14 protein-coding genes are annotated in these 18210 nt (G+C 46.2%); 5 read left to right on the plus strand and 9 right to left on the minus strand.

Annotation, left to right across the window (positions count from 1 at the left end):
- Positions 1 to 20: 20 nt before the first annotated feature.
- The 4 genes from BQ2657_RS02590 to BQ2657_RS02605 all read left to right on the plus strand — a co-directional run bounded on the left by BQ2657_RS02590 (position 21) and on the right by BQ2657_RS02605 (position 5242).
- Entirely contained in the window at positions 21 to 1223 is a 1203-nt protein-coding gene (locus BQ2657_RS02590) for a CaiB/BaiF CoA transferase family protein (RefSeq protein WP_075579241.1), read from the plus strand.
- Positions 1224 to 1240: 17 nt separating this feature from the next.
- The gene (locus BQ2657_RS02595) at positions 1241 to 2548 is read left to right on the plus strand and encodes a 2-hydroxyacyl-CoA dehydratase subunit D (protein WP_198524507.1); all 1308 of its coding nucleotides are present in this window, start codon (positions 1241 to 1243) and stop codon (positions 2546 to 2548) included.
- 1 nt (position 2549) lies between these two features.
- Complete coding sequence (locus tag BQ2657_RS02600) at positions 2550 to 3677, plus strand: 2-hydroxyacyl-CoA dehydratase subunit D (protein ID WP_075579242.1); 1128 nt, start codon at positions 2550 to 2552, stop codon at positions 3675 to 3677.
- Positions 3678 to 3805: 128 nt separating this feature from the next.
- A complete protein-coding gene (locus BQ2657_RS02605; protein WP_075579243.1) occupies positions 3806 to 5242 on the plus strand; it encodes a sigma-54 interaction domain-containing protein in 1437 nt (478 codons plus the stop codon).
- A 55-nt stretch (positions 5243 to 5297) separates the two neighbouring features.
- Here BQ2657_RS02605 and BQ2657_RS02610 read toward each other — a convergent pair whose 3' ends face one another.
- The 4 genes from BQ2657_RS02610 to BQ2657_RS02625 all read right to left on the minus strand — a co-directional run bounded on the left by BQ2657_RS02610 (position 5298) and on the right by BQ2657_RS02625 (position 11564).
- Complete coding sequence (locus tag BQ2657_RS02610) at positions 5298 to 6893, minus strand: AbgT family transporter (RefSeq protein WP_083236147.1); 1596 nt, start codon at positions 6891 to 6893, stop codon at positions 5298 to 5300.
- Positions 6894 to 6939: 46 nt separating this feature from the next.
- Positions 6940 to 8112, minus strand: coding sequence for a M20 metallopeptidase family protein (locus BQ2657_RS02615; protein ID WP_075579244.1), 1173 nt, complete (start codon positions 8110 to 8112; stop codon positions 6940 to 6942).
- A gap of 220 nt (positions 8113 to 8332) precedes the next feature.
- Positions 8333 to 9925 (minus strand): N-acyl-D-amino-acid deacylase family protein, encoded by a 1593-nt coding sequence (locus BQ2657_RS02620; protein ID WP_075579245.1) that lies wholly within the window; start codon positions 9923 to 9925, stop codon positions 8333 to 8335.
- A gap of 97 nt (positions 9926 to 10022) precedes the next feature.
- Complete coding sequence (locus BQ2657_RS02625; RefSeq protein WP_075579246.1) at positions 10023 to 11564, minus strand: AbgT family transporter; 1542 nt, start codon at positions 11562 to 11564, stop codon at positions 10023 to 10025.
- Between the two features lie 310 nt (positions 11565 to 11874).
- Here BQ2657_RS02625 and BQ2657_RS02630 point away from each other — a divergent pair, with 310 nt between their 5' ends.
- A complete protein-coding gene (locus tag BQ2657_RS02630; protein WP_075579247.1) occupies positions 11875 to 12693 on the plus strand; it encodes an alpha/beta fold hydrolase in 819 nt (272 codons plus the stop codon).
- Positions 12694 to 12794: 101 nt separating this feature from the next.
- On the opposite strand, the gene BQ2657_RS02635 is transcribed toward BQ2657_RS02630, so the two are convergent.
- The 5 genes from BQ2657_RS02635 to BQ2657_RS02655 are packed head-to-tail and all read right to left on the minus strand — an operon-like array spanning position 12795 to position 18186.
- Positions 12795 to 14327, minus strand: a complete 1533-nt coding sequence (locus tag BQ2657_RS02635) for an ABC transporter substrate-binding protein (protein WP_075579248.1) — start codon at positions 14325 to 14327, stop codon at positions 12795 to 12797.
- Positions 14328 to 14368: 41 nt separating this feature from the next.
- Complete coding sequence (locus BQ2657_RS02640) at positions 14369 to 15352, minus strand: ABC transporter ATP-binding protein (protein ID WP_075579249.1); 984 nt, start codon at positions 15350 to 15352, stop codon at positions 14369 to 14371.
- A complete protein-coding gene (locus tag BQ2657_RS02645) occupies positions 15349 to 16356 on the minus strand; it encodes an ABC transporter ATP-binding protein (RefSeq protein WP_315968729.1) in 1008 nt (335 codons plus the stop codon). The genes BQ2657_RS02640 and BQ2657_RS02645 overlap by 4 nt, the downstream gene beginning before the upstream one ends.
- An 8-nt stretch (positions 16357 to 16364) precedes the next feature.
- Positions 16365 to 17231 carry an ABC transporter permease gene (locus BQ2657_RS02650; RefSeq protein ID WP_198524508.1) on the minus strand — a complete coding sequence of 289 codons (867 nt, stop codon included), beginning with the start codon at positions 17229 to 17231 and terminating at the stop codon, positions 16365 to 16367.
- Position 17232: 1 nt separating this feature from the next.
- Positions 17233 to 18186, minus strand: coding sequence for an ABC transporter permease (locus BQ2657_RS02655; protein WP_075579251.1), 954 nt, complete (start codon positions 18184 to 18186; stop codon positions 17233 to 17235).
- Positions 18187 to 18210 lie beyond the last annotated feature (24 nt).

Below are 18210 nucleotides of genomic sequence, written 5' to 3' on the forward strand. Positions count from 1 at the left end.
ATTAAAGGAGGATACAAACCATGAAACCTTTGGAAGGAATTAAAGTCATCGAAATGTCCACCATGCTTGCCGGTCCTATGTGTGCCCGGATTCTGGCTGAATGGGGTGCAGATGTAATCAAGGTCGAAACGGTGCATGGTGACGCCTGGCGCAAACAGGGTGGAACGACCATGTCCCCTACCACTGACGTAGCCAACCCCAACTTCGATATGCAGAATATGAATAAACGATTTATTTCTCTTAATCTGAGGTCCCAAGCCGGTAAAGATGTCATGATGAAGCTGTTAAAAGATGCAGATGTCCTTGTCACGAACTTCCGGGAATCTGCATTGGAAGGCATGGGTCTTGCTTATGATCAGTTAAAAGAAAAATTTCCTCGCCTCATCCATGCCGGTGTCCTTGGATATGGTGAAAAAGGTCCTGATGCCAATAAACCCGGTTATGACTACACTGCATATTTTGCCAGATCCGGCTTGATGATTGATCTGGCTCCCAAAGGTGCTGGTCCGTTGATTCCTGTGGGCGGCATCGGGGACCACAGTGTGTCCGTCGCTCTGGCAGGCGGGATTGCGGCCGCACTGTACGAACGGGAACGTACTGGCAAAGGAGACAAAGTGGATGTATCTCTGCTGCAATGTGCCACTTTCATTCTTTCCACCGGTATCCTCAATGGTGTCAATGGACGTGAACTTCCCAGAGACCGTTATGACTGCGGCCATGCCTGCAGCAACAACTACCAAGGATCTGACGGTGAATGGTTCTATCTGGCAGTCATTGACTACCGCCGGTTTAAAGAATTTGTCACTTTGATTGGTCTGCCTGAGCTGGCGGATGACCCTCGTTTCAATACCCAGCCGGCATATTATAAAAACAAAGCAGAACTGACCCGAATCTTTGACAAAAAATTTGCGGAACATCCTGTGGCTTATTGGCACAAATTACTGGAAGAACATGATATGCCTCATGAAGTCCTGCGTCATTTCAAAGACGTTCCTGACGATCCTCAAATCATTGCGAACAATTACGGATTCAAATACACTTATCCGGATGGCATCAAGACCTTCCTGACAAATGGTCCTGTCCATTTTGCATCCATAGATCCTGCCAAGATCCCCTTCAAGCCTTCTCAGCATCTGGGCCACGATACCCGTCCCGTGTTGGAAGAGCTGGGATATTCTGATGAAGAAATCAATAACATGTACACAAATGGTGAAATCAAATAAAGGAGGCTGATTTCATTATGCCAGAAACAATGAATGCTGCTACTGCCACTGCAACGGGAGCCGCACCCAGCAAGCCAAAACGGCCGAAAGCCAAATCCATGCTGATGCTGGGTGAACAAACCAACGATTTGTATGAACGTGCCCGCAAAGCCAAAGAAGCAGGAGAAAAGGTTGGCTGGTCCGCTTCTATTTTCCCCCAGGAAATCGCGGAAACGCTGGGTCTGGTTGTCTTGTATCCTGAAAACCATTCGGCCGGGATTGCTGCCCGGCACCAGGCTGACCCCTTCCTCCAGGAATGCGAGGGTCCTCTGGGATATAATAATGACCTGTGTGCCTACGCAAAAGTCAATCTTGCCTATGCTTCCACACTGGAAGGCAAAAGCCACGTAGAACTGCCTGATGGAGGTAAGATGGTCAAACCAGATTTTCTTCTGTTGACCAATAACATCTGTACCCAGCTGACCAAATGGTATGAAAATCTGGCTTATTCCATGAAAATCCCTGTCTTTTTCATTGATACCTGTTATAACCCCTGGGACCATGTGACAGAAAGCCGAGTCCGTTACGTCCGTTCTCAAATCGATGCACTGATTGAAAATCTATGTAAATTCACTGGTAAGAAATGGGACGAAGAACGGTTCAAGAAAATCATGAAAATCAGCCAGCGAAACAGCTATCTCTGGGAACGTGCCAACAATTTAATGGATCATATTCCTTCTCCCTTAAGCGGTTTTGAGCTGTTCAACTATATGTCCTGTATGGTATGTCACCGTGGCAGAGAATCTACCACAGCCATTCTGGAACAATTAAACAAAGAAATCGAGCAGCATTTAAAAGATGGGACTTCCACCTATCCTGTCAAAGAACAGTATCGTGTTTCCTGGGACGGCATTGCCTGCTGGCCTTATTTGAAGCACAACCTGCATACCCTGAAACAATACGGGATCAACATGGTAGCTTCCAGTTATGGGAAAGCCTGGGCCATTGAGTATGAAGACCTGGACGGGATGGCACGCGCTTACTGCTTTGCTTCCACCAACGGGGACAACGCCAGCACCATGATCCATCGCCGTCTGGAAGCTTTGAAGCGTTTTCATTGCGAAGGAACCATCTATCATGTGAACCGCAGCTGCAAAGTGATGGACTGTCAAATGATGGAAGTCCAGCGGCAGCTGGCTAAACTGGCCGGTGTTCCTTTCACTGCCTTTGATGGTGATCAGGCAGATTACCGGAACTACAGTGAAGCGCAATTCGAAACACGGATCCAGGGCCTGGTGGAAATCATGCAGGAAAATAAAGAAAAAAAGGCAGAGGAGGCTAAATGAAATGTCCGAATTACAGGAAAAACTAAAACAGCTGGAAACTGCCTGTACACATCCTCGTCAACAATTGGACGCCTATTTAAAGGCAGGGAAGAAGGTCATTGGCTGCTTCCCTGAATTCACACCCGAGGAACTGGTACACGCCAGTGGGATCATCCCTATGGGATTATGGGGTGGAAACATCACCCCTTCGCTTGCGAAAAGTTATCTGCCTCCATTTGCCTGTCCGCTCATGCAGTCAAACATGGAATTTGGTCTAAAAGGAACCTATAAAGGGCTTTCGGCAGCCATTATCCCTACCCTGTGTGATACTCTCCGCTGCATGACCCAAGACTGGCGGTTCGGCGTGACTTCCATTCCCATGATTCCCATTGTCTACCCCCAAAACAGGACTGCCCCTGCTGCGGTTGATTATCTGGTAGATGAATTTGAGACCGTCCTGACCATCATTGCTACCGTTACCGGAGAAATGATGACGGAACAGGCTCTTTGTGACACGATTCAGATTTACAACGAACACAATGCTATAATGCGTGAATTTGCAAAGACTGCCAACAATCATCTGGATATCATTACACCAAAAGTCCGCCACTACGTGATGAAAAGCTCCTATTTCTTTGAAAAAGCAGAACATACGGCCATTGTAAAAGAAATCATAGACGAGCTGAATCAACTGCCGGCTTATCAATATACCGGAAAACGGATTTTACTGACAGGAGTTACCTGTGAACCGGATGAAGTGCTGGATTTATTCAAAGAAAATGAAATGGCCGTAGTATATGATGACTTGATGCAGGAATCCCAGCAATTCCGCACGGATACTCCCCTGCACGGCGGTGGCGGCATCAAACGTCTGGCACTGCAATGGATGGATCGTTATGGCTGCAGCCTGCTCCATGAAGACGGCAAACCCAGAGGAGCCATGCTGATCAAGATGTGTAAAGAAAACCAGGTCGACGGAGTCATCAACTGTATGATGAAGTTCTGTGATCCAGAAGAATATGATCAGCCTTATTTGGAGAAAGATCTGCAGGGAGCCGGCATTCCCGTTACCGATCTTTCCATTGATCAGCAGAAAGACAGTATCGAACAGCTTCGTACCAGGATTGAAGCCTTCAGAGAAATGCTCTAGTTATTTCAATAGTGAGAGGGTGTTGCCCGTTTTGTGCAGCACCCTCCTTTTTATTTCTTTCTCAGCTTATACAGTGTGCTTTTTTTATGCTATAATGATAACAGTCACTTTGATGGAGGCCTCCAATAATGTTCAATCCATTTGAAGAATTACAAAAGCACCTGTCAATTGTTGATATCCTTGATAATATCGATGCCGGAATCGTAATCTATGATGCCAGGGGAAACTTTGTCTTTATGAACACCATGATGGTCAATTGGCGGAATATTCCCCGTGATGAATATCTGAAGATGAACGTCCATGATTTTACGAATGTCTTAGATGTCTGCGTCTTTGATCTGGTATTGCAAAACAAAAAGAGGGTTTCCCGACTGCAAAATTATCGCGACTATCAAAATGTAAGCAGCGAAATCCGATTGCGGATGGTTACAGGCACACCGATCTTTGATGACTCCGGAAATATCAGATATGTGGTCATGCTGATGCAGGATATCCAGGATTTTGAACACCAGTACCATACTTTGCTCAAAAGCCACGCCATCCTCAATAACGGGTTATCAGGAGGACGCGAAAGCAAAACTGGAATGGTGGCAAAAAGCAAAGAAATCCTTCGGCTATTATCAGTCACCGATAATATCTCCGTGCTTGACTCCACCGTATTGCTTTATGGAGAGTCAGGATGTGGGAAGGAAGTTTTTGCCCATTATATCCATGAACATTCAAACCGAAAAGATGCTCCCATGATTACGGTAAACTGTGCAGCCTTTCCAAAAGATTTGATTGAAGCAGAATTGTTTGGCTATGAAAAGGGCAGCTTCACAGGAGCCAATAAAGAAGGGAAAAAGGGACTGGCCGAGGCGGCCAATCATGGGACCCTGTTTTTAGACGAAATCAATTCATTACCCCTTTCCGTCCAAGGAAAAGTGCTGCGCATGATTGAAGAAAAACGGATCCGTCCCATCGGATCGGTTCAGTCCAAACAAGTTGATTTTCGGCTCCTTGCGGCCACCAATCGAGATCTTCGAAAAATGGTCGAACTGGGAACATTCCGGGAAGATCTATACTATCGCCTGAATGTAATTCCCCTCATGATTCCGCCGCTGCGCAACCACCGTGATGATATTATCCCCTTATGTTTGCATTTCTTGTATCATTTCTGTCAAAAATATAATTTGCGAAAATCTTTTTCAAAAAAGGTCTTAAATGAACTTTACCAATACAATTGGCCTGGGAATATCCGGGAATTAAAAAATTTTGTAGAAAGGATTGTCGTCATGACGCCTTCCTCAACAAAAGAAATATTGGAAATTCCCCACGGTTTATTGGGCGATGTTTTTTCGTCCTTGCCGTCATCTGATTCCAACCATGAACCAATGACTCCACCTCCAGTGACCATGCCGACCTATTTCCCGCGAAAATTGGGCAGACAGGAAATTCTCGATGCTCTTTCCATCTGTGGGGGAAACCGTGAAAAATCAGCGGCCTATCTTGGCATTTCCCGTCGCCAATTACAATATAAAATAAAGCTCTATCATCTCTCAAACAGATGTGTTTATAATGAATAATAAAAATACCCTGCAGGGACTCTCCAATAGTCCCTGCAGGGTATTTTTATTATTGTTAAAGCAAAGCAGAATAGCCAGGTCCCACCGGTAAGCCTGCCATCACCCAAACTACCAGGAATGCAATCCAGACAACGCCTGTAATCAGCGTATAAGGAAGCATGTAAGCCATGACGGTACCAACTCTGGCCCGCGGTTCATAAATTTGAGCATATCCCAAAATAGCTGCCAGATAAGGAAATACCGGTGCAATATTATTAGTCAATCCATCTCCCATTCGATATGCTACCTGGATAGCCGCCGGATTGATTCCAGCAATCATCATCATGGGAACAAACATCGTAGAAATCAATGCCCATTTCCCAGATGCTCCCGTCATAAACAAATTGATGAAGCTTGCCATCACAACGAAGCCAGCCAATAAAAGTGCTTTTGGCAGCCCTAGATGAACCAGGAAATCACCGCCCCAGATTGCTATAATGGTTGCGATGTTACTTTTTCCAAAAACTGCAATGAATTGAGAAGCAAAGAGACAGACCATGATAAATCCAGAAAGACCCTTTATTTCTTCAGTGATCATAGGTATGGTGTCCCCAAATTTCTTAATGGTGCCCACTGTCTTTCCGTATACATAACCGGGCAAGAAGAACATGAACATAATCAGAGTCGGGATGCATTTGAACAATTTCCCCGTCGTTATGCTTCCTCCTTTAGGAGCCGCAAAAGGCATCCCCGGCAGGCACATAAGGGCTACTGCAGCAAAGAACAGAATCAGCATCAGTAAAGCACGTTTCATCCCCGTTTTTTGAAGGTCACTCAATGCTTCATTTTCGATATCTTCCGTTTCATTTGATTGTCCCATTCCCATCCCGGTCTTTGCCAGCCGAGGTTCTATCACGTAGATGCTCACAGCAGCGCAAACAATCGTAACAACAAAAGTTGAAGCAAACAAATAATACCAGCCCATGGCAGCATTGGCGACAAAATTCGCATCGACAATGACTGCTGCAGCCTGCGTGAGCCCTGCCAGCGAAGCGTCAGCTGACCCAATGAGCAGATTTGCCCCAAACCCCACAGAAACACTGGCATATCCTAAAAACAAGCCGGCGAGTGGATTGCGATGGACACTTTTAAAAAGCATGGCCACCAGGGGCGGAAAAATGAGGAAAGCGGCATCCCCTACCAGGTTGGCATTGACTCCAATAAAAGATACTATCAGCGCAACACTCCAGATTCCCTCACAGTGTCCTGTAAGACGCAGACCTGCTTCCAACAGCCCAGTTCTGCTTGCAATGGCAAGTCCTACCGTGCATACGGGAACCGTCAGCAAGGGAGCAAAATTCATCCATCTTTTATTGATATTCTGCAGAAAGTCTGCCGTATTCGCTGACGTGAACAGATTGATTACAGAAACGGTCTTCCCAGTAACGGGATTCACCGCAGAAACCCCCATGGTGCTCATAATAAATGAAGCAATATAGGTAATAACGAACAATCCCATAAACATAAATGCAGGACCAGGGATTTTATTGCCAAGTTTTTCCACCAGTCCATAGAATCCCGTCATCTGGCACTCTTCGTTTTTCACATCGATCACCGCAGTGCCCATACTTTGATTTGTTTTAATGGTTCCTGTTGCCGCCATTTCAGCCATCTCCCCTCAAAATCAAACCAAGATCCTTCACCCTTACAGTACTTTTTTACTGGGCAAGATATTGTTGAACAACTGCAATATATGCAGCCATACCTATAACCATGCTGTTCTCATCGATATTAAAATTACAGGAATGCAGCGATTCCTTCATTTCCTCATTTCCTGTTCCCAGGAAGAAGAATACAGAAGGTTTCTCCTGGGCATAATAAGCAAAAGAATCACACCCCATAAATGCATGAGGCAATCTGCCCACATTTTCCATCCCGATAACTTCTCCTGCTGCCTGATTAAAAAACTCTGTCAACTGCGGATTGGAATACAATGCGGGATTGCTTTTCTGCCGTTCCAGTTCATAGCTTCCACCAAATGCAGCAGTGATTCCTGCTAAGAGTCCCTTGATTCTCTGGTTTAAGAATTCTCTCGTCTCCCCATTCAGGCTCCGTATAATTCCATTGATCACGACTTCATCACAGACTATATTTCTCGCCGTACCTCCCTGTATTGTGCCAAAGGTAATGATAGCTGACTGAAAAGCATCTTTTTCTCTCGCCATCATCGTTTGGACTGCAAGGATGAAATGACAGGCCATCGTCATCGCATCAATTCCCAGATGTGGCATGGCGCCATGGGCAGACTTCCCCATGATTTTAATGATCAGTCGGTCAGAAGCAGCCTCCATTTCTCCTGGACACGTATATACAGTCCCTACCGGAAATCGATTTTCGCAATGCATTCCCACCACTGCATCCGCATCGTCCAGTACCCCGTTCTTTATCATAAACTGGGCACCGCCAATATCTTCTTCTGCCGGTTCAAACATGAGTTTGACATTGCCCTGCAATTCTGACTGATGTTTGACCAATATAGCGGCCGTTTCCATGAGAGTGGCACAATGACAGTCATGTCCACACGCATGCATGACACCGGGAACTGTAGATTTATAAGGGATATCATTTTTCTCTGTAATATGCAGTGCATCCATATCCGCCCGCAAAGCAATGGTCCTCCTTTTTTGGGCACCAGGAATGACAGCCACCACACTGGGCAAATCTCCGCCGTACGTTATCTGTACCTGCAGACCTAAATCCTCTAAATATTTCTTGATGTAAGCTGCTGTTTGAAATTCATGCTTACTCGGTTCAGGATGCATATGAAAGTAACGCCGAAGTTGAATGGCTTGCTGCAAATGTGCTTTTGCTTCTCCTAGACAATCAATCATATTTGCGCCTCCAAATACGAATTATTTTTTATTTATGCATTTAATAGTTCTTGTTAATATCGAACTTTATTAAAGTATAGTACAATAATAATCGTTTTTAATCGTGTTCACGCTTTTTTCACATTTCCTTGTGTTGATTCATGAAAGTTGTAACCATTTTTATAAATCCGAATCAAATCACCCCTCATAGACCAAATCATGACAGTAATTGTGACTCACCTCAATAAAATGAATCACCTTTACCATGTCTCAATAATTTACCCTCCATAACACCTTGAAAAACGTCATCTTTCACCACACATTTTCCTCCTATCCAAACATATACAATTCCCTGTCCTCTCTTTTTCGAATCAGTAAACGTTGCCAAATCTTTTATAGTTTCTGGATTGAACAAAACCAAATCGGCATCCATCCCGATCCGGATCAGTCCTTTTGTCTGCAGGCCATAAACCTGAGCAGGCAGAGATGTCATTTTCCGAACGGCATCTTCCCATTTAAGGATTTTCTTCTCTCGGACATACTCGCCAAGGACCCGGAGGAACGTCCCAAAAGCACGGGGATGGACTCCTGCGCACCCTTTATAATACAATCCATCAGAGCCGATCATGGTCCTGGGATAACGCATGATCCGTTCCACATCCTCATCCTGCATACAGAAATAAATTCCATTGGTTGTCAAATGATCATCGCATAGGACATCCATAACCAGCTCACAGGGATCTTTTTGAAGGTCACGGGCCACGTCAAGGACCATCTTTCCCGTATATTCAGGGTGTGCAGGAGAAGCACCAAACATCGTTGTCCCGAATCGCTGTTCCGGGTTCATACCAGCCAGGATTGCATTCTGCATCATGCTTCTCTGTTCTGGATCTGACATCAGAGAAATCAGCTGATTTTCCCCCAAACTATGCAAATGCTGCGGAATCCGGGATTTCAGGCCAGTCGAAGAAGCTGTGTAGGGATATTGATCACAGTACACATTGCATCCCCTTTGATTGGCCTGTTCTATCAGGGAAAGGGTCTTTTGAGATTTTCCCCAATTAGGCTGATTAATGGCTTTATGATGCGAAATGACCAGCTTACAATGGCTGGATCTGGCGACCTGGATCATTTTCTGATCCGCTTCCAGCAAATGGTTTCCCTCATCCCTGACATGAGCGGCTATGACACCATCGTATTTGGCTGCTACAGACGATAAATGGACCATCTCTTCAGTTGATGCATAAGCACCTGGAGGATACTGCAGCCCATAAGAAATCCCCAACGCTCCCGCCTCCATACATTGGTGCAGCGTCTCTTCCATTTTTTGTAATTCCACCGAGGTAGGTTCTCTGTCATCCATGCCCATGACAAAAGCCCGCAGTGTCCCATGGCCTACCATCAGGACATAATTATTCCCTGCCGGGATATGTTCCAGATGATCCAGGTATTGTTGATAATCAAACCGGCATCCGGCCGATTGCAGAAAATCACAATCCACTACTGTGGCAGCGATCTCCAGGGCACTATCCAGATGAGTTTCAGAAAAAGGAGCTGCCGATATGCCGCACATTCCCTCAATCTGGGTAGTGACACCTTGCTCCACTTCCTGAAAAAAAGAAGGATCCAATTCAAACATCATGTCCCCGTGACTGTGTGAATCAATAAATCCAGGGCATAAGGTCAGTCCATCCGCATCGCAAGTTTCTCTGGCAAGGCCAAGGTCATTGCCTATGCCAACGATTTTCCCATCCTGTACCGCCACATCTCCCCAAAAAGAAGGACTTCCCGTGCCATCAATGATCCGTGCACGCTTGATCAAAATATCGTACATTCTGTTCCGCCGCCTTTCCTCCAACCAACAAGGTTCTCACTAATGAAAAATACAGGAATGGAACCTCCGATCCCGGACTTCCACTCCTGTATGCAGATTAAAATTGAGCGTTATAAATTGCCGGATATCCAGGACCCATGGGAATATCAAGAGCGATCCAAATCATCAGGAATACAATCCATACAAAGGTGCAGATCAGTGTATAAGGCAGCTGATAGGCAATGACGGTTCCTGTCTTGGCACGAGGATCATATTGCTGGGCATATCCAAGCAATATTGCCAAATAGGCCAAAGTAGGCGTTATATTGTTAGTTACACCATCTCCCATCCGATAGGCAGCTTGAGCCGTGGCTGGATTGACTCCGGCAATCATCAGCATGGGTACAAACACAGATGAAATCAGCGCCCACTTTCCATTGGCAGATCCCATGAATAAATTCAAAAAAGCAATAAGGATGACAAAAATGCCTGCAAGGGCCCACGCAGGAAGTCCTAATCCTTTTAACCATCCGCCGCATATTACGGCGATTACAGTGGCAATTTTACTGGCGCCAAAAATGGAAATGAATTGGGATGCAACGAAGCAAACCAGGAAGAAGCTGGCCAATGTACTCAGTTCCTTGGTCATCATAGGAATCGTATCACCAAAATTTTTAATTGTCCCGGCAACTTTCCCAAAAGCATATCCGGAAACAAAAAACAGCACAAAAATAATGGTCGGAATACATTTCCACAAATATCCAGTCATGATACTGCCATTTTTAGGTGCTTGAAAAGGCATACCTGGCAAGCAAAGAAGACCGCAAACGGCAATGACACCGACCATGCCCAACAGCCCCGCCCTCATGGCTTTCTTTTCCTGTGCCGTCAATTCGAATTTATCTTCGTTTACGGGTTTGATATATGCTGTTCCTAAATTTTCACGATTCAGCCGAGGTTCGACGACTTTTAAATTGACCCAGGCACACATGAATGTCATCACGAAGGTTGATACAAACATGAAATACCAGGACATGACCGGCGTTGCGATAAAATTTGGATCCAAGGTCTGGGCAGCGGCTTCCGTCATGGCCGCCAAGGATGCATCGGCAGAGCCTGGTAAAAGATTGGCCCCAAATCCGATGGACACAGATCCATAGGCCAGAAACAGTCCGGCAAGGGGATTCCGATTGGTGGCAATGAACAGCATGGCCACCAGAGGCGGAAAGACGATAAAGGCAGCATCTCCTGCCAGATTGGCCATGACACCAATGAATGCTACAACAAGACACATTTTCCAATCACTTTTTGTAGCGCCAGCACTTTTTAGCATAGCGTTCATCATCCCGCTATGGGTCGATACAGCCATGCCCAAGGTACACAAGGGCACCGTCAGCATAGGAGCAAACGTCATCCACGTTTTCCCCATATTTCTTAAAAATTCAGCCCATTTTTGAGAAGTCATCATATTCACAACTGTTACTGTTTTGCCATTTGAAGGATTAATGACAGAAATCCCAAGAGAGGACATGATCCACGATGCAGCCAGTGCCAATATCCATAGACAGATAAATAAATAGACTGGATGAGGAATTTTATTCCCCACTTTTTCAATAAAAGAAAAAAATCCACCGTTCTTTTCTGCAGCTTGGCCGTCCATAAATACCCCTTCCCTAATTTGTCTTTCGTCTAACCTATACATACCAAAACATAATTATTTAGTTTTTGTATGTATAATATTATCATTTTATATTATAACGTTCAATTTATTTTCGAACTTTTTTATATAAATTAATATTTTTATTCATATTTGTTTCATTGTTTTCATTTTTAAATTTCTATTAAAAAAGGTCTAAAAAAATTAGATGAAACTACGTTTTCCTACCATTCCCCTCACGATTTTCAGCTGTCTTCCCCTGTGCTATACTTAATTCAGAATCTTCCATTTTTATTTCACAGGAGGTAGGACCATGCCATTTATTACAACCAACGACAATGTATCCATTTACTACGAAATCCATGGAGAAGGAAAGCCTTTGTTCATGCTTCCCGGCTGGACCTGTTCTACGAAATTCTGGAAATACAATGTAGAGGAACTTTCCCGGCATTTCCAGGTTGTCCTGATGGATATGCGAGGCCATGGGGAATCTGAAAAAGTGCTCCACAGCCACCGCATTTCCCGGTACGCCATGGATGTGAAGAATTTGCTGGATGCTTTGGACCTGAAAGATGTTACGGTACTGGGCTGGTCCATGGGCGCTTCCATCCTCTGGAGCTATATCGAATTGTTTGGGAACTATCGGATCGACAGCCTCATCTGCGTGGATCAGTCTCCGGCCCAATATGTGAAACCTGACTGGCCCTGGGGACAGAAAGCCTGTTTCGATGTAGAAACCTTCATGGAAACCTGTTTCGCCGCCAAAAGTGATCCCCGAGGAGCTGCAGAAGGGCTTGTGGGGGCCTGTCTGAAACATGCTCCTTCAGCTGAGGACCACAAAATGCTGGTGGATGAAATCTGCAAATGCCCGCCCTATGTGCGGATCGAAATCATGCGGGACCACACCAACCTGGACTGGAGGGATTTCCTGCCTCACATCCAGCTTCCTACCCTGGTCTGCTGCGCCCGGGAAAGCAAGGTCTTCGATGTGCACGGAAGTGCCTGGGTCGGAGAAAACATCCCCGGCGCCCAAACAAAGATTTTTGAAGACTGCAGCCATATGCTGTTCTGGGAAAAACCGGAAGAGTTCAACCAGTGTGTCATCAGCTTTATTGAAGGGCTGAAGAAATAAATTCCAAGCTGTAACAAAGTCCCATAAAACGCAAAGAAAAGGCCCGCTGGACTGGCATTTTTGAACATGCCGTCCAGCGGGTCTTTTTTCTTCCTTTAGATTTATTTTTTCATCATATCCACAGTCCGGATCATACCATCCGGGTTAGGAACAAACCCCTCGATTTTCTTGGATAATCCAAAGACATTGTTGTCATGATACAGGAAAATATAGGGTTCATCCTCACTCAGCTGGGCCATGATCTGCTGGTACATTCCTTTTCTCTGATTCTGATCCGTCAATCCCCGGGCTTTTTCCAGCAGTTCGTCTACAGCAGGATTGCTGTATTTCATATAATTCATGCTGGTTCCCGTATGGAACCAGTCATACAGATTACCGTCCGGATCCATCCGGCCGCTCCAGCTGATGGTAGCCGCTTCAAAATCGCCTTTTTTGCCCCGGTCCAGCAAGGTTCCGAAGTCCATTTTCTGGATCTGCATATCAATATTGATTGTCTTCAGCTGTTTTTGGATGACTTGGCAGACCTGTTGGGAAATGGGATCTGTATCAGTCTGGATCGTAAAGGAAAATCCTTCTGCCTTCCCTGCTTCAGCCAACAATTTCTTTGCCCCTTCAATATCCTGGGCGGGTGCCTTGTCCAAAGCTTCATCATATGCCCAGCTGGATTTGGACAGGGCAGAATGGGCAGGTGTGCCCACTCCCGAAAGGGCAACAGAAACGATGGCATTTCTGTCCAATGCCTTATCGATAGCTTGCCGTACCCGTTTATCCTTGAATTTTTCGTTGGCCGTATTCAGGACAATCCCTTTGAATCCAGGACTGGGTTCGTTGATAACAGCAAAGGACTGTTCGTTCTGGGATTTTTTCACTTCATTAAGTGGGAACCGGTTGATCATGTCCACTTGTCCGCTTTTCAGATTGACCAAAGCAACGTTCCCATCAGTCATGATCTTATAAACAAGAGTATCTGCTTTGGGAGAATCCTTCTTCCAATAATCCTTGTTTTTAACCAGGACGATACGATTGCCTTTAGACCTTTCTTTAAAAGCATAAGGGCCCGTCCCCACAGGATGATTCAAGAACTTGTCTTCATCTTTCTTCACGGCAGTGGGAGAACACATCATGCCTGCACGGTCTGTGAGATTGGCCAGCAGCGGTGCATAAGGCACATCCAGATCCAGTTCGACGGTGTAGGGATCAATCACTTTGACGGCAGTGACAGCTTTCAGTTCATTCCTTCTGTTGGACTTTTTCTGTTTGTACCGTTCCAGATTGAACTTTACCGCCTCCGCATTGAACTCTGTTCCATCATGGAATTTGACTCCCTTCCGCAAATGGAAAGTGTATTTTTTCCCATCCGGGCTGATTTCCCACTTTTCGGCCAGCATGGGAACGATATTCCCCTTGCTGTCAAGATCCACCAGTTTATCAAAGACAGACTGGAAGACCATACGGTCAACAAAGGCCGTCGACATCATAGGGTCCAGCTTGGGCGGATCCTGGTGCAACGCGATATTGATGGTCTTTCCTCCGCTCCCGGAGCTTTTTCCACCTCCGCAGCCTGCACTCAGCATCCCCAAAGCCAAAATACCCGGCAGAAGCAAACTCGTGATTTTTTTCCATGATGTTTTCATAGATTCTCCCCCCATCCAGATCTAATCTTAAAGAAGAGCCGTTATGGTTGAATCAGATGACAAGCTGCAAAATGATTTTTCCCCACCTCCCGAAGTTCAGGGATTTTTTCACTGCATATAGGTTTTGCATAAGGACATCTTGTATGGAATACACATCCTGAAGGCGGATTTGAGGCACTTGGGATGTCCATTCCCAAAAATATCTTTTTCTTTTCTCGGCGCCGGTCAAGTCTGGGAGACGCAGCCAAAAGGCCCTGGGTATAAGGATGCAGGGTATGGGTAAACAATTCTTCTGTTTCCGCCACTTCCATGACTTTTCCCAGATACATGACAACGATCCGATCACTGATGTAGCGGATCACGGACAGGTCATGTGAGATGAACAAATAGGTGAGCTGATACCGTTTCTGCAGATCCTGCATCAAGTTCAGGATCTGGGCCTGCACAGAGACATCCAGGGCAGATACTGCTTCATCAGCGATAATCAGTTCTGGTTTATTGATCAATGCCCGTGCAATGGCAATCCTTTGCCGCTGCCCCCCGGAAAATTCATGAGGATAACTGCTGTAATGGCGATTATCCAGCCCCACTTCTTCCAGCAGGTTCTCTACCGCTTGCCTGCGGCTCTGGGCATTTCCAATCTGATGGATGAGAAGTGGTTCTTCCAGAGTCCTTCCAATAGTCATCCGCGGATTCAGCGATGCATAGGGGTCCTGGAAGACCATTTGTACAGACTTGCGCAGCTGGCGCATTTCTTCCGGAGACAACTGCACAATATCCTTCCCATGGAAAAGCACTTTTCCGTCAGTGGGTTCGATCAACCTTAAGATTGTTTTTCCCAAAGTTGATTTTCCGCAGCCAGATTCTCCGACAATACCCACTGTTTCACCTTTATTCACGGCAAAGCTCACATCATCGACGGCTTTTACGTCTCCTTTTTTGCGTCCCAGAAGCCCTCCGTTGTCATAAATCGGGAAATATTTCTTCAAATGCTGGATCTCTAAAAGCGGTTCTCCGTTTGTCAACTGACTGCACCTCCCTGTACTCCTTCTCCGTTGCAGTAAAGGCAGCGCACCGATCTGTGTTCATCCAGACGCCGAAGCGGAGGCGGCGCCATACGGCAGAGCTGGGTACAGTACTGGCAGCGGTCTGCAAACTTACACCCAGTGATTTTGGTTCCTGGCGGAGGGACCGTACCCGGTATACTGTACAGCCGTTCTCCTCCCAGCCACCGTTCCGGCATAGAATTCAAAAGCCCTTGGGTATAAGGATGCAGGGGATGATCCAGCAGATCATCGATGGCAGCTGTTTCCACGATCTGCCCAGCATACATCACATACACATATTTGCACATTTCAGCCACTACTCCCAAATCATGGGTAATGAGGATGATCGCCATATCCAGCTCATCTTTCAGGGCATTCATCAGGTCCAGAATCTGTGCCTGCACGGTCACATCCAATGCCGTAGTGGGTTCATCTGCAATCAGGAGTTTGGGATTGCAGGACAAAGCCATGGCAATCATGATCCGCTGCCGCATCCCTCCTGACAGTTCAAAAGGATAACTTTTCAGCATCTGTTCAGGTCTCGGTATCTCTACTTTTTTCATCATATCGATGGCCTTTGCTTCAGCTTCTTTCTGGCTGATTCCCTGATGCAGGATGATCCCTTCTGTCAGCTGTTTTCCCAAAGTGTAAACTGGATTCAAAGAAGTCATGGGTTCCTGGAAAATCATGGACATGGCATCCCCTCTGACTTTTTCAAGTTCAGATTCTTTAAGAGAAAGGAGTTCTTTTCCTGCCAGTTTGATACTGCCGTGACTGATGCGGGAGTTGTGGGGATCAAGGAGCTGCATAACAGCCAGGGATGTAGTAGATTTTCCACACCCTGATTCTCCTACCAGCCCAACGGTTTCACCAGGAAAAATATCCAGGGATAAATGATCGACTGCTGTAATACTCTTTCCTCTGTCCAAAAAATCAACGCATAAATCTTTTATCTGCAATACTGGTTCTGTCATGGCATGCATCCCCTTCTTCAGTCTTTGATTTTGGGATCCAGAGCACGGCGCAGCCCATCTCCCATCAGGTTAAACCCCAATACGACTATGGAGATGGACAATCCTGGAAAAAATGCCACCCATGGCTGTGTGCCCAGATAGCTTTGTGCAGTACGCAGCATGGAACCCCAGCTTGGCTGTTCAGGGCTTGCACCCAACCCGATATAAGACAGGCCTGCTTCAGAAATAATGGCACTGGCCATAGCCAGCGTAATCTGGACCAGCAGGGTGGGCATGACATTCGGCAGGATATGGACGACTGCAATCCGCAGGTCCGAACAGCCAATGGAACGTGCAGCCTGGACATATTCCAGATTTTTGATTTGGATGACCTGTGCCCGGGTAATCCGGATAAAAGCCGGCAGGAATCCGATTCCGATGGCCAGCATGGCATTCATGAACCCTCCGCCCAGCATAGCCGCCAAAGCAAGTGCCAGGACCATGGAAGGAAATGCCTGGAGGGCATCTACGATCCGTGTGATGATCCACTGATCGATGAAGCCGCCCTTATATCCACTGTACAGACCAATGGGAACCCCCACGCAAAACGCAAATGCAACGGGCAGGATTGCAGCCGCAGCCGTCAGCCTGGACCCGTACACAAGACGGGTAAAAGTGTCTCTCCCCAAATCGTCTGTACCAAAGATATGTGTTCCTCCCGGAGAAGCCAGGACAGCACTGTAATCCTGATCATAGACAGGATCATACTGGGTCAAAAGAGGCGCACATAAGGCAGCCAGCAGCAGAAGTCCGACAATGACAGCTCCCAGGATTGCCTGCCGGTTGCTGCAATACCTTCTGATGAAGATTGACAGCATCGAACGTCTTTCAGGAAACTCTACCATACTATGCTCCCTCCTTTCCCAAACGGATTCGAGGGTCAACCAAGGCATAGAGGATATCGACTGCAATATTGACTACAACGACAAAAACCGCTGAAACAAGGATGGCACTTTGCACTGTAATGAAATCCCGATTGAATACAGAATCGATGATCAGTTTTCCATAGCCGGGAATGTTGAAAATCGTTTCTGTAATGACAAGTCCTCCCAATAAACCGGCCAACATGATTCCACTTGTAGTGATAACAGGAATCATAGCGTTTTTCAAAGCATGACCAAACAAGATTGTTCTCTCTCCAAGGCCTTTGGCCTTGGCCGTGCGGATATAATCCGACTGCATGACTTCCAGCATACTGCTGCGCACCATACGGGTAAGGACCGCACTTTCTCGAAATCCCGTAGCAACAACAGGCAAAATGATTGTTTTCAGGTTTTCTACAGGATCATCGAAAAACGGAACATATCCGGATGCCGGCAGGATTCCCAGTTCTACCGCAAATAAAATGATACACATCATGCCCAGCCAAAAATGGGGAATAGACATCCCAATCAAAGAAATGAATGTGCAGAAATGGTCAATGACCGTATTTGGCCGTGCCGCAGATAAAATGCCGCAGGGCAACGCAATCAGCAAAGCAACCAGAAAAGAACCAAATGCCAGTTCCAACGTCGCTGGAAGCCGCTCGGCAATCAAATCATTCACGCTGGTCCCGTCAACCAGTGACTGGCCCAAATTTCCCTGCAGTACATTTCCCAGCCAATGGAGATACTGGATGAGCAAAGGCTGATTCAGTCCAAGCTGTTCCCTCATGGCTTCAACCGCTTCAGGTGTTGCTTCCTGTCCTAAAATAACTGTTGCCGGATCCCCCGGCAACAGTTGAAGCATGAGGAAGACCATGATACTCACTATAAACAGGACCGGTATCGCTGCTGCAATTCTCTTAATAATGATTTTCATGAGCCGCACCTCGTTTAACCTTAT

The sequence above is a fragment of the Acidaminococcus massiliensis genome (assembly GCF_900095825.1).
Lineage (GTDB): Bacteria > Bacillota > Negativicutes > Acidaminococcales > Acidaminococcaceae > Acidaminococcus > Acidaminococcus massiliensis.

Bases quoted from the DNA above. Each gene is read 5' to 3' on its own strand.
- BQ2657_RS02590 (WP_075579241.1), top strand. From the start codon at position 21: ATGAAACCTTTGGAAGGAATTAAAGTCATCGAAATGTCCACCATGCTT.
- BQ2657_RS02595 (WP_198524507.1), top strand. From the start codon at position 1,241: ATGCCAGAAACAATGAATGCTGCTACTGCCACTGCAACGGGAGCCGCA.
- BQ2657_RS02600 (WP_075579242.1), top strand. From the start codon at position 2,550: ATGTCCGAATTACAGGAAAAACTAAAACAGCTGGAAACTGCCTGTACA.
- BQ2657_RS02605 (WP_075579243.1), top strand. From the start codon at position 3,806: ATGTTCAATCCATTTGAAGAATTACAAAAGCACCTGTCAATTGTTGAT.
- BQ2657_RS02610 (WP_083236147.1), bottom strand. From the start codon at position 6,893: ATGGCTGAAATGGCGGCAACAGGAACCATTAAAACAAATCAAAGTATG.
- BQ2657_RS02615 (WP_075579244.1), bottom strand. From the start codon at position 8,112: ATGATTGATTGTCTAGGAGAAGCAAAAGCACATTTGCAGCAAGCCATT.
- BQ2657_RS02620 (WP_075579245.1), bottom strand. From the start codon at position 9,925: ATGTACGATATTTTGATCAAGCGTGCACGGATCATTGATGGCACGGGA.
- BQ2657_RS02625 (WP_075579246.1), bottom strand. From the start codon at position 11,564: ATGGACGGCCAAGCTGCAGAAAAGAACGGTGGATTTTTTTCTTTTATT.
- BQ2657_RS02630 (WP_075579247.1), top strand. From the start codon at position 11,875: ATGCCATTTATTACAACCAACGACAATGTATCCATTTACTACGAAATC.
- BQ2657_RS02635 (WP_075579248.1), bottom strand. From the start codon at position 14,327: ATGAAAACATCATGGAAAAAAATCACGAGTTTGCTTCTGCCGGGTATT.
- BQ2657_RS02645 (WP_315968729.1), bottom strand. From the start codon at position 16,356: ATGCATGCCATGACAGAACCAGTATTGCAGATAAAAGATTTATGCGTT.
- BQ2657_RS02650 (WP_198524508.1), bottom strand. From the start codon at position 17,231: ATGGTAGAGTTTCCTGAAAGACGTTCGATGCTGTCAATCTTCATCAGA.
- BQ2657_RS02655 (WP_075579251.1), bottom strand. From the start codon at position 18,186: ATGAAAATCATTATTAAGAGAATTGCAGCAGCGATACCGGTCCTGTTT.